This window comes from Mycobacterium sp. PTI7 (assembly GCF_056679845.1).
This window is the reverse complement of the sequence record NZ_CM155252.1, coordinates 2,015,710-2,028,815: the sequence shown is the minus strand read 5'-3', so window position 1 is coordinate 2,028,815 and position 13,106 is coordinate 2,015,710. Positions and strand designations below refer to the sequence as shown.

Sequence of the window (13,106 nt, the reverse complement as noted above, 5' to 3'; positions counted from 1 at the left end):
AAGCCGTGATCAGAGGTCTGGCAGTGCGCCCGGCCGCGCCGGATGCCGGCGCGGTGATCCGGAGCCTGCTGGGCGTTGCCGTGGTCGTCGGTCTGGGCCTGTATCTGCTCGGCCCCGCGGCGGCGCTGGCGGCGGGCGGTGCGGCGGCCATCGCGGGAGCGGCGGCGCTGCAGGACAGTCCGCACGGCCGCTTCCCCATCGTCATCGGGGTGTCCTTCGCGATGGGAGCCGCGGTCCTGCTCGGGGCCTCCACGTCGTACTACTGGCTGCTCTTCGTCGCCGCGGTCACCGCCGGCTGCTTCCTCGCCGGGCTCGCCTGGGCGGCGGGACGCAACGCGGGCCTGCTGTCCGCCGCGGGCTGCGTGCTGCTGGTGGTGGCGCCCCCCACGGCGCCGACGTGGTCGGGGGTCATCGGATCGACCGCACTGGCCATCGTCGGCGGGCTGGCGCAGGCGGCGCTGATCGCGCTGTGGCCGCGCCGGCGGTGGCAGGTGCAGCGGCAGGCGCTCACCGTCGCGTACCGGTCGCTGGCCGCCGACGCGCGTGCCCTCGCCGCGGACCCCAGCGGTGAGATCGCGGCCGCGCCGCTGCACCGGCTGCGGGAGACGTTCACCTTCACTCCGGAGCAGGCCGTGCGTCATCCGCTCGCCTACCGGGCCTGGTACAAGCTGCCGGAGCGGATCGGCGTGACGCTGGCGGCGCTGGCGGGCAGGTCCACCGTCGATCCCGGGCTGTCGCCGATCCTCGCCGCGGCGGCCGAGGTGCTCGACGCCGTCGCACGTCCCACCCGGGCCAACGCCAAGGTGACCGGCTACGCGATGGGACGGTTCGACGCGGTCGCGGCCGGTGCGTCCGAGCTGGAGACGCCGCTGATCCGCCGCCTCTCGGCGCAGCTGCGGGACGCCGCGGCGCTGCGCTATGGCGAGGCCGCCCCGGATGCCGCCGAGCTGGCGCAGGTCCGTCGGCCGGGACTGGCGGGCACGCTCGACCAGGCCGGCTCGTTGATTCGCGACCAGCTGAGCGCCGATTCACCGGTGATGCGGCACGCGATCCGGCTCTCGGTCGCCGCGGGCGCCGGCGTCGCGATCGCGCGCGTGGCCGAGGTGGCCCAGGGCTACTGGATTCCGCTGACCATCGTGATGGTGCTGCGGCCCGAGACCGCGCACACGTACACGCGGTGTGTGGGACGGGTGGCGGGCATCGCGATCGGCGTGGCCGTCGCGACGCTGATCACGCTGGTGCTGCATCCCGCCGGACCGTTCGCCGCGTTGTGCGGCGTGGTGCTGCTCGGCGCGGTCTACGCCGTCGCGGGCCGCGGCTACGTGGTGGTGACGGCGGCGCTGGCGGCGTGTCTGGTGTTCCTCGTCGACGTGTCGGGCGTCGCCGGGCTGGCGACGATGGGCGACAGGGTGCTCGCCGCGTTGATCGGCGGCGTGCTCGCCGTGCTGGCGCACGTCGCGTTGCCCGACCGCACCTCGGTCCGGCTGCGGCAGCGGGCCGGCGAACTGCTCAAGGCCGAGATCGACTACGCCGCAACGGTGCTGCGGGCATCGGTGCACGACGTCGAGCGGCCGGGTGAGCAGATGTCGGCGGCGTGGGAGCGCGCCCTGCGGGCCAGGGCCGCGTTCGAGGAGTCGGCCGCGACGGGCCTGATGGACGATCGGCAGTTGCGCCGCTGGCTCAGCTCCTACCGCGCGGGGCTCAATGCGGTCACCGCGGCGTGCGCCGCGCTCGAGGCCAACCTGCCCGCCCGCCGCGCGGCCGAGACGAGCACCGCGCTGGCGAGTGCGGTCGACGAGTACGTCGAGGCGCTGCGCGGCGACCCGCAGACCGCCGGACTGGCGTGGACGCTCGACGTCTCGGCGCTGACCGCCGCCGTCGGGCGGGTGCGCTCCGAACTCACCAACGTCGACGACGCCTCGGCCCGGGTGCTGCTGGCCGAGATCGAGGCCGTCACCGAGCATCTGGTGCAGATCGGCGAACTCCAGCGCGTCAGCGAGCCCACTTCGGGGTGATGAACACGCCCTCGGCCTCGACGGTGACCCCGTCGGCGTCCGAGAGGTGGCCGACCGCGAAGGTCTTGACGCCCTCGGTGCGGACGATCCGCGCCTCGACGTGCAGGTCCCCCAGCGGCGTCGTGCGCAGGTAGCGCATCGAGATGGTGCCGGTGAGCCGCGGGGACTCCGCGCTGCTGGCGGCCTCCCCCAGCACGTGGTCCAGGATCAGCGCCGACACCCCGCCGTGGACGTGTCCGGGTGGCCCCTCGTAGGCCGCGCCGAGGTGGAAGTCGGCGGCCTTGCCGCCATCGGCCGTCCGGTGCAGCACCAGGGGCGGCGCGATCGGGTTGCGCAGGCCGATCACCGGGTTGCCCCACGGCATCTGACCCCCCTCGGCGATCCGCACGCCGAACGGCCCGTCGAGTTGCCTGCTGCGCAGCCGCGCGGTCGCCGCGTCGATCTCGGCCTTGGCCACCGCGACGACGTCGGCGTCGACCTCGGTGCGGATGGTGGCGTCGATCAGGTCCCGCACCGACTCGGTGAGCGGGCCGAAGACGGCGCGCAGGCGCTCGACGTCGGCGGAATCCAGGTTTGCGACGGTGAACTCGACCACGGCTGCACTAGAACACGTTCTAGGCGGCGGTGTCGAGTCACCCCACGCGGGGTCACGCCTGCGACGGCGCCTCGTCGAGGAGGAGTTGCCGCACGACGGGCCGCGCCCACCGGATCAGCTCGTCGTGGCTGAGCATCGCGACGGCGGGGTTGGCCAGGACGTAGCGCGTGGTGGCCAGCCCGATGATGAACGCGCCCATGAGTCCCGCGCGCTGGGCCGGATGGTCGGGCGTGACGGCCGCCAGCGCCGGGGCCACCTGCGTGGCGAACACCGTGCGCATCGTGTCCGCGGCGGTCGGGCTGGTCATCGCCGCGCGCAGCAGTGCGACGAACGTGGTGTCGTCCTCCCAGACGGCGAAGAACTTGGGGAGCAGCACGTCGGCCACCTCGTCGGGGTGCACGCCGGTGAGGTCGGGCAGGTCGAGCGTGAACTCGGCCGCCGCGGCGAAGAGGTCCTGCTTGCTGCCGAAGTACCGGATCACCAGCGCGGCGTCCACCCCGACGTCGGCCGCGATGGCGCGCAGCGTCGCGCGGTCGTACCCGTCGGTGCCGAACCGCTGTCGTGCGGCGGCGAGGATCTGGGCTCGGGTGTCCGCGGCGTTGCGGGCTCTGGTGGCGGCCATGCCACCAGGATAAGTCACCCGTCGTTGACACTCCCGGAGGCCGGCCCCGGTCACCTTCTTTCCGCGAGCAGTCGCGAACTCCCCTGTTTCGGGCCGAATGGGGGGAGTTGACGTCTGCTCGCGGGAGAACTCGCGGGTGTGACCTAACAGGAACGACACACAACCGTCCCGAGATCGGCATGAACGTGCTGACAATCAACGGGTATGACTCGTGACGCCCGTGGGCCGTCCATAGGCCCATCGGTCGCCGAGATCCTGGCCTCCCACGCGAGCGGCACGGGTTCGCCGACGAAGACCGCGACCCGGGTGGCCGACGCGATCGCGGCCCGGGGCGACGACGGCACCTGGCTGTCCACCGTGCCGCGCGAGCGACTCCTCGCCGCGGCCGCCGAGATCGAGGACCGGCCCGGCGCCAGGACGCTGCCGCTCTACGGGGTGCCGTTCGGCGTCAAGGACAGCATCGACGTCGAGGGCGTGCCGACCACGCTGTCGTGTCCGGACTACGCATACGTCGCCGCGGCGACGGCGCCGGCCGTCCAGCGACTGCTCGACGCCGGTGCGCTGTACGTCGGCAAGACCAACCTCGACCAGTTCGCCACCGGACTCAACGGCACCCGGACCCCGTACACCGTGCCGCGCAGCGTGTTCGGCGGCGAGATGATCTCGGGCGGTTCGAGTTCCGGTTCCGCGCTGGCCGTCGCGCTCGGCCAGGTGCCGTTCGCCGTCGCCACCGACACCGCGGGATCCGGCCGGGTGCCCGCCGCGCTCAACGGCGTCGTCGGGGTCAAGCCGTCGCGCGGGCTGATCAGCACCGTGGGCCTCGTCCCGGCGTGCAAGTCGCTGGACTGCCTCAGCGTGATGGCCGGCAGCATCGACGACGCCGACCGGGCCCTCGACGTGATGATCGCCCGCGACGACGCCGACCCATGGTCGCGCGACCGCGGCCCGCGCCACGACGGCGCCCCCATCCGGGTGGGCCTGCCGCCGGTCGGCGATCTGGAGTTCTTCGGCGACACCGACATGCGCGACGCACACCTCGGGTTCCGCGACCACCTGGCGAAGCTCGTAACGCCCACCGAGGTGTCGCTGCAGCCGTTCCTGGCCGCCGGCACGCTGCTCTACCAGGGGCCGTGGGTGGCCGAACGCCTCGTCGAGTTCGGCGACTTCCTCGCCGAGCACCCCGGATCCATCCATCCGGTGGTACGCGACATCCTGCGCAGCGGCGAGAAGTACACGGCCGTGGACGCTTTCGCGGCCCTGCAGCGACTCAAGGAACTCACCGCCGAGGTCGGCCGGATCTGGGAGCACCTCGACGTGCTCGTCGTACCGACGATCGGGACCACCTTCACCGTCGGCGAGGTGCTCGCCAACCCCATCGGCTGCAACACGATGCTCGGGCACTACACCCACTTCGGCAACCTGCTCGACCTGATCGGCGTCGCGGTGCCGCTCGGGGTCACCGCGGGCGGGCGGCCCTATTCGGCGATGCTGCTCGGCCCGGCGCTCGGCGACGACACCGTCCTGCAACTCGCCGCCCGCATCCTCGACGAGCCGCGCTCCCGCCCGGCCGGCCGGGACGCGACGACGTCGCCGTCCACCAGCGCACTCCAGGAGCTCCCGTGACACCGACCATCACCGTGCCCGCCGAGCCGTCGCCATTCACGCTCGACCCGGCGCGGACAGCGCTCCTCGTCATCGACATGCAGCGGGACTTCCTGCTGCCAGGGGGATTCGGCGAGAGCCTGGGCAACGACGTCAGTCGACTGCTCGAGGTGGTTCCGCCGCTGGCGGCGCTCATCGCGGCCGCCCGCCAGGCCGGCGTGATGGTGATCCACACGCGGGAGGGCCACTCCCCCGACCTCTCGGACTGCCCGCCCGCCAAGCTCACCCGCGGCGCGCCGTCGCACCGCATCGGCGACGCGGGGAAGTACGGACGGATCCTCATCCGCGGCGAGTACGGCCACGACATCGTCGACGAGCTCGCCCCGATCGACGGCGAAGTGGTCATCGACAAGCCGGGCAAGGGCGCGTTCTACGCCACCGAACTGTCCGACGTCCTGACCGCCGCCGGCATCACGTCGCTGCTCGTCACCGGCGTCACCACCGAGGTCTGCGTGCACACCACCACCCGCGAGGCCAACGACCGGGGCTACGAGTGCCTCGTCGTATCCGATTGCTGCGGTTCGTACTTCGCCGACTTCCACCGCGTCGGGCTCGAGATGATCAAGGCGCAGGGCGGCATCTTCGGCTGGGTCGCCGACAGCGCCGCCGTCACCCCCGTGCTCCGGCAACTCGCCACGTCTCCGTCACTGCCCTGAGAGGACCCGCCATGTCGACCGAGATCAGCGATCCGCCGGTGGAGCCGGCCGCCGAGAAGCCCACGTCGATCCCGTGGTGGACGCGCGGCGACACCAACGCGTTCTTCGGGCTCGGGTTCAACATCCTGGTCAACGTCCTCACGCTGACCGGCCTGATGATCGGGGTGGTCAACGTGCCGGCCGGCGACGTGCTGGGCACCGTGCTGCCCGCGCTCGGCGTCGCGCTGATCCTCGGCAATCTGTACTACACGTTCCTCGCCCGTCGCCTGGCATCGCGCGAAAACCGTTCGGACGTCACGGCTCTGCCGTACGGGCCGAGTGTGCCGCACATGTTCATCGTCGTCTTCGTCGTGATGCTGCCGGTCTACCTGAACACCGACGACGCGATGGCGGCCTGGCAGGCCGGACTGGCATGGGCGTTCATGATCGGCATCATCGTGATGATCGGCGCGTTCGTCGGCCCGTACGTCCGCAAGCTCACGCCGCGCGCGGCGATGCTCGGCACGCTGGCGGGCATCTCGATCACGTTCATCTCGATGCGTCCGGCCGCGCAGATGTGGGAGGTGGCCTGGATCGGGCTGCCCGTCCTCGCGATCATCCTGATCGGTTTCTTCACCGACGTGAAGCTGCCCTTCGGCATTCCGATCGGCCTCGCCGCGCTGCTCGTCGGCACCGCGATCGGATGGATCGGCGGCTACATGTCGGCACCCGACGTGAGCCAGGCGGTCTCCGACATCGCGATCGGCGTGCCCGACCTCCGCATCGACATGCTGCTGTCCGGCCTGTCCAACCTCGCTCCCCTGCTCGGCACCGCCATCCCGCTGGGCGTCTACAACTTCACCGAGGCGATGAGCAACGTAGAGAGCGCCGCGGCCGCCGGCGACGACTACAACCTGCGCAGCGTGCTGCTCGCCGACGGTGCGGGCGCAGTGATCGGCTCGGCGTTCGGGTCGCCGTTCCCGCCCGCGGTGTACATCGGCCACCCCGGCTGGAAGGACGCCGGCGGTCGCGCGGGGTATTCGCTCGCCAGCGGCGTGGTCATCGGAATCCTCTGCTTCGTCGGGCTGTTCGGCGTGCTCGACGCGCTGCTGCCGGTGCCGGCGATCGTGCCGATCCTGCTCTACATCGGCCTGCTCATCGGTGCCCAGGCGTTCCAGGCGGTGCCGCGCCTGCACGCGGTGGCGGTGGTCGCGGCCATCCTGCCCAACCTCGCCCAGTGGGCGCACGGGCTGATCGACAACGCTCTCAACGCGGCCGGGACGTCGGCCACCGAGGTCGGCATGGAGGCGCTCAACGGCGCGGGCGTCGTCTACGAGGGACTCAAGACGCTCGGCGAGGGCGCGGTGCTGGTCGGCCTCGTGCTCGGCACGATGGTGACGTTCATCCTGGAGAAGAAGTTCCTGTACGCGGCGATCGCGTCGGCCGTCGGTGCGCTGCTGTCGTTCATCGGCCTGATCCACGCCCCCGCCGTCGCGTGGGCCGCCAATCCCGCGGTGGCGCTCGGCTACCTGTTCTTCGGTCTCGTCTGCGTGCTGTTCTGGTTCCTGCCCGGCGCGCGCGAGCCCGTCGTGGTCGACGAGTCGGACATCGTCGCCGGCCACTAGCCCCCCTCGTTCCTCCCGCGAGCAGACGTCAACTCCCCTCCTTCACCGCAATCGAGGGGAGTTCACGTCTTTTCGCGGGGAACAGGGACGGCCACCGTCCTCCCGCGAGCAGACGTCAACTCCCCTGTTTCACCGCGATTGAGGGGAGTTCACTGGAGCCGCGAAGCGGACTGCTCGCCGGAGATGGGCGACGGGGGTCACACGGGCCCGAACACGTGCCATAGATCATCTATGTTTTCGTGGTCAAGTGTCTACGAACGGTCGTAGACTCGGTGCATGGCAGCCAGGACGAACAGCGTGGACCCCCGCGCCGAACGCGTTCGCGCGCTGCTGCGCGACGCCGCGTTCGACCTCGCCCACGAGCGACCCGTCGACCGGATCACCGTCGCCGACGTGGTGGCCCGCGCAGGTGTGAGCCGCCAGGCGTTCTATCAGCACTTCGCCGACCGCGACGATGCGGTCGGCTCGGCCTTCGACGTGGCCTTCGCCGCGGCGACGGCCGACATCGACGGCGAGCCCCGCGAGCGCATCCTGCGCATCTTCGACCGGGCCGCCGACCACCGCGCGATGTATCACAACGTCGTGCCCAGCGCGGTGACCCAGCGGGTGGTGACGGCGTTCCGCGCCGCACTCCTGCCCGCATGCGAGGAGATGGCACGGCGGGCCATGCCCGTCCTCGGCCCCGTGTCGGCGCCCAGGCCCGACGCGGTCAGCCGGTTCCTCGTCGGCGGCTTCCAGGAAGTACTGCGCTCCTGGATGGCCGACGACGACGCCACCGACCTCCGGGCGCGGGTGACCGCGGCGCTCGACACCGTCGACGCGCTGATCGGCCGTCCCGTCAGCCTCGACCACCACCACCACGACGACACGACCAAGTAGAGAGGCCCACACCATGGGCAAGCACCACACCCCCGCGGACACGACCGCGGCCGCGCCGAACCGTCCGTCGCGCAACGACGTTCGCAAGATGGCGCTCGTCATGGCGGCGCTGGCCGTGTTCGTCATCGCCATGATCGCGAGCTACTCCGGCGCCTTCGCCAAGCCCACGCTGCACCACCTGAACGTCGCGGTGGCCGGCCCGCACCAGCTCGTCGACGGCCTGCGTGGTCAGGACACCCTGACGGTCACGCCCGTCGCCGACGAGGCCGCCGCCCGCGCCCAGGTCTACGAACGCCGCGCCGACGCCGCGTTCGTCGTGCCGGCACCCGGGCGCCTCGACGTCCTGGTCGCCGGTGGCGGCGGCCGCAGCGTCGCCAACGCGGCCCAGACCGTCGGGCAGGGCGTGGCGGAGAAGGCCGGCCTGGTCGCCACCGTCACCGACGTCGCCCCGCCCACGGCGGCCGACCCCCAGGGCACGGTCGTGTTCTACGCCGTCATCTTCCTGTCGATCGGCGCATCGGTGGGCGCGACCGTGTTCAACCGGATGATGGGCAGCGTGCGGCACGCCACCACGCTGGCCTGGCGGACGCTGAGCCTGGCCGCCTACTCGGCCGTGCTGGCCGGCGGCGTCACGCTCTACGTCGACGTCATCCTCGGCGCGCTGACCGGCCACACCTGGCAGCTGTTCGGCGCACTGTTCCTCTACGCGTTGGCCGTCGCGGGTGCGGTCACCGGAGTGGCCGCCGCCTTCGGCACCATCGCCTCGGCCACCCTGACGGGGTTCCTGGTGATCGTGGGCAACGCCGCCGCCGCGGGCCCGGTGGGACTGCCGCTGCTGTCGGGCTTCTACGTGGCGTTCAACGCGATCGTTCCGCAGGGATCGGGCGTCGCACTGCTGCGCAGCGTCGAGTACTTCGGCGGCCACGGCGCGGTGACCCCGCTGGTGACGCTCGGCGTCTGGGCGGCGGTCGGCTGCGCCCTCGCCGTCGGCGCGACGGCGATCCGATCCGGAGCGCTGCGGTCGGCGCTCAATTATCGTGCTGGACGTGACGACACCGACGGCCGCGACCGAGCCGTACTACGACCTCGGGTCACATCACCGGCCGATTGACACCCCTGCGCCGGAGGCGCAGACCTGGTTCGACCGCGGGCTGGTGTGGGCGTACGCGTTCAACCACGAAGAGGCGATCGCCTGCTTCGAGCGGGCGCTCGACCTCGACCCCGACCTCGCGATCGCCCGCTGGGGCATCGCGTACGCGATCGGACCCAACTACAACAAGGCGTGGGAGGCGTTCGACCCGGCCGACCGCGCGCAGTCGCTGGACCGGGCCCGCCAGGAACTCGAACTCGCCGGCCGCGGCCGCGCGTCGGACGCCGAACGGGACCTGATCTCCGCTCTGGGATCGCGCTTCTCGACCGACGACCCGTCCGACGTCGACGCGCTGGCGGCCGCGCACACCACCTACGCCGACGCGATGCTGACCCTCGTCGACCGTCACCCCGGCGACGTCGACGTCCAGGCACTGGCCGCCGACGCCCTGCTCAACGTCACCGCCTGGGCGCTGTGGAACGCCACCGGCGATCCCGCGCCGGGGTCGCGGGTGCTCGAGGCGAAGGCCATCCTCGAGAAGGCGCTGAGCACGCCCGCGGGCCGCCAGCATCCCGGCGTCCTGCACCTGTACATCCACGCGATGGAGATGTCCGCCCACCCCGAGGAGGCGCTGCCCGCCGCGGACCTGCTGCGCGGCCTGGTGCCCGACGCGGGACACCTGCAGCACATGCCGAGCCACATCGACGTGCTGTGCGGCGACTACCGCAGCTCCATCGTCGCCAACCAGACGGCCGTCCGCGCCGACCGCCGCTTCGTCGAACGCTCCGGGCCGTTCAACTTCTACTCGCTCTACCGGGCGCACGACCTGCACTTCATCGTGTACTCCGCGATGTTCGAGGGGCAGTACGCCACCGCGCTGGCCGCCGCGGGTGAACTCGCCGCGCAGCTGACGCCCGACCTGCTGGCGGTCGAGTCGCCCCCGATGGCCAACTGGCTCGAGGCGTTCGTGCCGTTGCGGATCCACGTGCTGGTCCGGTTCGGCCGGTGGGCCGACCTGATCGCCGAGCCCCTGCCCGAGGACACCGACCTGTACTGCACCACCGCGGCCACCGTCCACTACGGCCGCGGCGTGGCCCACGCCGCCACCGGCGACCTGACCGCCGCCCGCGCCGAACGGGAGGCCTTCGCCGCCTCCTACGAGCGCGTCCCCGAGTCCCGCTACCTGTTCAACAACACCAGCCGCGACATCCTCGCAATCGCGGCCGCCATGCTCGACGGTGAGATCGCCTATCGGGCAGGCGCATTCGACGACGCGTTCGCCGCGCTCCGGCGGGCCATCGACCTCGACGACGCACTGCCCTACGACGAACCGTGGGGCTGGATGCAACCCACCCGGCACGCCTACGGGGCGCTGCTGCTCGAACAGGACAGGGTCGAGGAGGCCGCGGCGGTGTACGCCGCCGACCTCGGCCTGGACCCGACGCTGACCCGGTCCTGCCAGCACCCCGGCAACGTGTGGAGCCTGCACGGCTACCACGAATGTCTGACCCGGCTGGGCCGCGACGCCGAGGCGGCCGTCATCGGCAAGCAGCTCGAGATTGCGACCGCACGCGCCGACGTGCCGGTCGTCGCCTCCTGCGCCTGTCGGCTGGACGTGACCTGACGGGGCTGCGGTGACGCCGGGAGGTCGTCGCACCCCGCCTGCGTAAACTCGCGGTGGTGTCGATCACCGCCCGCGATTTGGAACATCTGCGCCGCTGCGTGGAGCTGGCACGCGAGGCCCTCGACGACGGCGACGAGCCGTTCGGCTCACTGCTGGTCGACGCCGACGGGGTCGTCCGCTTCGAGGACCGCAACCGCGTCAAGGACGGCGACGCGACACGGCACCCGGAGTTCGCGATCGCCCGCTGGGCGGTGGCGAACCTCGCGCCGGTGCAACGCGTTCGGGCCACCGTCTACACCTCCGGCGAACACTGCCCGATGTGTGCGGCGGCGCACGGCTGGGTAGGTCTGGGCCGCGTGGTGTATGCCGCGTCGTCCGAACAGCTGATCGCCTGGCAGGCCGAGTGGGGCACCACCCCGGCACCGGTCGTGCCGCTGCCGATCACCGCCGTCGCCCCCAAGGTGCCGGTGGACGGACCCGCCCTCGAACTCGAGGCGGACATGAAGGCGCTCTACGAGGAGAAGTTCAAGGCATGAATAAGTCTTCGCGCGAGCCCGACTGGGTCCGGCACGCCATCTGGTGGCAGGTCTACCCGCTGGGGTTCGTCGGTGCCTTCCCCGCCGATCCCGCGCCCACCGCCGACGAGCACCGGCTCGACCGCGTCACCGCCTGGCTCGACCACCCGGTGTCGCTCGGCGCGTCCGGCGTGGCACTCGGACCGGTGTTCGCCTCGCGCACCCACGGATACGACACCACCGACCACCTCCGCATCGATCCGCGTCTCGGCGACGACGCCGACTTCGACCGGCTGATCGCCGAGGCGCACGGACGCGGTCTGCGCGTGCTGCTCGACGGGGTGTTCAACCACGTCGGCACCGACTTCGCGAAGTACCGCGAGGCGCTCGAGGGCGGCCCGGACCACCCGTCGTCGGCGTGGTTCCGGTTGCGGGGCAAGCAGTCCCGGTTCGAGACGTTCGAGGGCCACGACGGTCTCATCGCGCTCAACCACGACAGCCCCGAGGTGATCGACTACGTCGCGGACGTCATGTCGCACTGGCTGGCCCGCGGCGCGGACGGGTGGCGGCTCGACGCGGCGTACGCCGTGCCCGACCGGTTCTGGGCGGCCGTGCTCCCCAAGGTGCGGCGCGACCACCCCGACGCGTGGTTCGTCGGCGAGGTCATCCACGGCGACTACGCCGCGATGGTCAGCGCGGCGACCTACGACTCGGTGACGCAGTACGAGCTGTGGAAGGCCATCTGGAGCAGCCTAAACGACGGCAACTTCCACGAACTCGACCACGCGCTGCGGCGGCACGACGAGTTCCTCGACACGTTCGTCCCCATGACCTTCGTGGGCAACCACGACGTCACCCGCATCGCCAGCAAGCTCGATGACACCCGGCACGTGGAGCACGCGCTGGCCCTGCTGTTCACGATCGCGGGCACGCCCAGCGTCTACGCGGGCGACGAGTGGGGCTACCGCGGGGTGAAGGAGGACCGCGTCGGCGGTGACGACGCCGTCCGTCCCGAATTCGACGCCGTACCACCGGAGACCAACCTCGGCGACGACGTGCGGCGCACCCACCAGCACCTGATCGGGCTGCGGCGGCGACATCCGTGGCTGTACGCCGCGCGCACCACGGCGCTGACGTTGACCAACGAGCAGTACCTCTACCGCGTCGCCGACGGCACCAACGCCCTCCTCGTCGCGCTCAACGTCGGCGACGAGACCATGCGGGTGGTGCCTGCCGAGCACGGTGGCTCCAACGGGCGCATCGTCGCCGGATCGGGCGCACCCGCCGAGGACGTCGTATCCGAGGTGACCGTCGCGCCGCACGGGTGGGCGATCATCGAGCCAGCCGACTAGTCCGACCAGGACTCCCAGATCCGCACGGTCCGCTCGTCGCGCTCGCCGGAGTAGAACCCGTCGAGCACCGCCACCACGTCGGCGTCGTCGTCGGTGGCCAACGCGAACAACGTCATCGACGACCGCAGCTTGAGGTCGTCGGGGTAGCCGAACACGTCGCGTGCCGAGGCGTCGGGCACCGCGGCCACCAGACGCGCACACTCGCGCAGCCGCGGTCCGAGCACCGGGTGCGCTGCATAGGCGACCGCCTCGGCCCGCGACCCGATGCCGTACCGATCGGCCATGCTGCTGCCGCCCAGACCGCGAGCCTGCGGGAACACGAACCACATCCAATGACTTCGCTTGCGGCCCGCGCGGAGTTCGGCGAGCACGTCGTCGTAGACGCGGTGCTGCGCGGTGACGAAGCGCTGGAGCTCGTACGGATCGGCCATGCCTCCACCGTGCACGACGACGACCGCCGCGTCCACGTCCGCCGAACATTCCCTACTGACC

Annotated in this window: 12 protein-coding genes; 9 read left to right on the top strand and 3 right to left on the bottom strand. The window is 71.7% G+C overall.

What is annotated here, in order from left to right:
• The first annotated feature begins 5 nt into the window (after positions 1-5).
• Positions 6-2,015 carry an FUSC family protein gene (locus AC1MEY_RS09770; RefSeq protein ID WP_480230446.1) on the top strand — a complete coding sequence of 670 codons (2,010 nt, stop codon included), beginning with the start codon at positions 6-8 and terminating at the stop codon, positions 2,013-2,015.
• On the opposite strand, the gene AC1MEY_RS09765 is transcribed toward AC1MEY_RS09770, so the two are convergent.
• Positions 1,993-2,610: a PaaI family thioesterase gene (locus AC1MEY_RS09765; protein ID WP_480230445.1), complete on the bottom strand. Its 618-nt coding sequence runs from the start codon at positions 2,608-2,610 to the stop codon at positions 1,993-1,995. The genes AC1MEY_RS09770 and AC1MEY_RS09765 overlap by 23 nt on opposite strands.
• Before the next feature lie 52 nt (positions 2,611-2,662).
• A complete protein-coding gene (locus AC1MEY_RS09760) occupies positions 2,663-3,232 on the bottom strand; it encodes a TetR/AcrR family transcriptional regulator (protein WP_480230444.1) in 570 nt (189 codons plus the stop codon).
• Positions 3,233-3,436: 204 nt separating this feature from the next.
• Between AC1MEY_RS09760 and AC1MEY_RS09755 the strand changes: the two genes are divergently transcribed.
• From AC1MEY_RS09755 to AC1MEY_RS09720, 8 genes are all read left to right on the top strand, one after another.
• Positions 3,437-4,855, top strand: coding sequence for an allophanate hydrolase (locus tag AC1MEY_RS09755; protein WP_480230443.1), 1,419 nt, complete (start codon positions 3,437-3,439; stop codon positions 4,853-4,855).
• Positions 4,852-5,550, top strand: coding sequence for a cysteine hydrolase family protein (locus tag AC1MEY_RS09750; protein WP_480230442.1), 699 nt, complete (start codon positions 4,852-4,854; stop codon positions 5,548-5,550). Before AC1MEY_RS09755 ends, AC1MEY_RS09750 begins: the two co-directional genes overlap by 4 nt.
• Positions 5,551-5,561: 11 nt before the next feature.
• A complete protein-coding gene (locus AC1MEY_RS09745) occupies positions 5,562-7,154 on the top strand; it encodes a SulP family inorganic anion transporter (RefSeq protein WP_480230441.1) in 1,593 nt (530 codons plus the stop codon).
• 276 nt (positions 7,155-7,430) lie between these two features.
• On the top strand, positions 7,431-8,033 hold the full coding sequence (locus AC1MEY_RS09740; protein ID WP_480230440.1) for a TetR/AcrR family transcriptional regulator: 603 nt from the start codon (positions 7,431-7,433) through the stop codon (positions 8,031-8,033).
• A gap of 13 nt (positions 8,034-8,046) precedes the next feature.
• Positions 8,047-9,144, top strand: coding sequence for an ABC transporter permease (locus tag AC1MEY_RS09735; RefSeq protein WP_480230439.1), 1,098 nt, complete (start codon positions 8,047-8,049; stop codon positions 9,142-9,144).
• Positions 9,080-10,747, top strand: a complete 1,668-nt coding sequence (locus tag AC1MEY_RS09730; protein ID WP_480230438.1) for a tetratricopeptide repeat protein — start codon at positions 9,080-9,082, stop codon at positions 10,745-10,747. Before AC1MEY_RS09735 ends, AC1MEY_RS09730 begins: the two co-directional genes overlap by 65 nt.
• A 56-nt stretch (positions 10,748-10,803) precedes the next feature.
• Complete coding sequence (locus tag AC1MEY_RS09725; RefSeq protein ID WP_480230437.1) at positions 10,804-11,283, top strand: nucleoside deaminase; 480 nt, start codon at positions 10,804-10,806, stop codon at positions 11,281-11,283.
• On the top strand, positions 11,280-12,614 hold the full coding sequence (locus tag AC1MEY_RS09720; RefSeq protein WP_480230436.1) for an alpha-amylase family protein: 1,335 nt from the start codon (positions 11,280-11,282) through the stop codon (positions 12,612-12,614). The genes AC1MEY_RS09725 and AC1MEY_RS09720 overlap by 4 nt, the downstream gene beginning before the upstream one ends.
• On the opposite strand, the gene AC1MEY_RS09715 is transcribed toward AC1MEY_RS09720, so the two are convergent.
• Entirely contained in the window at positions 12,611-13,045 is a 435-nt protein-coding gene (locus tag AC1MEY_RS09715) for a DUF1810 domain-containing protein (RefSeq protein ID WP_480230435.1), read from the bottom strand. The two genes, AC1MEY_RS09720 and AC1MEY_RS09715, sit on opposite strands and share 4 nt — an antisense overlap.
• Positions 13,046-13,106: the final 61 nt, after the last annotated feature.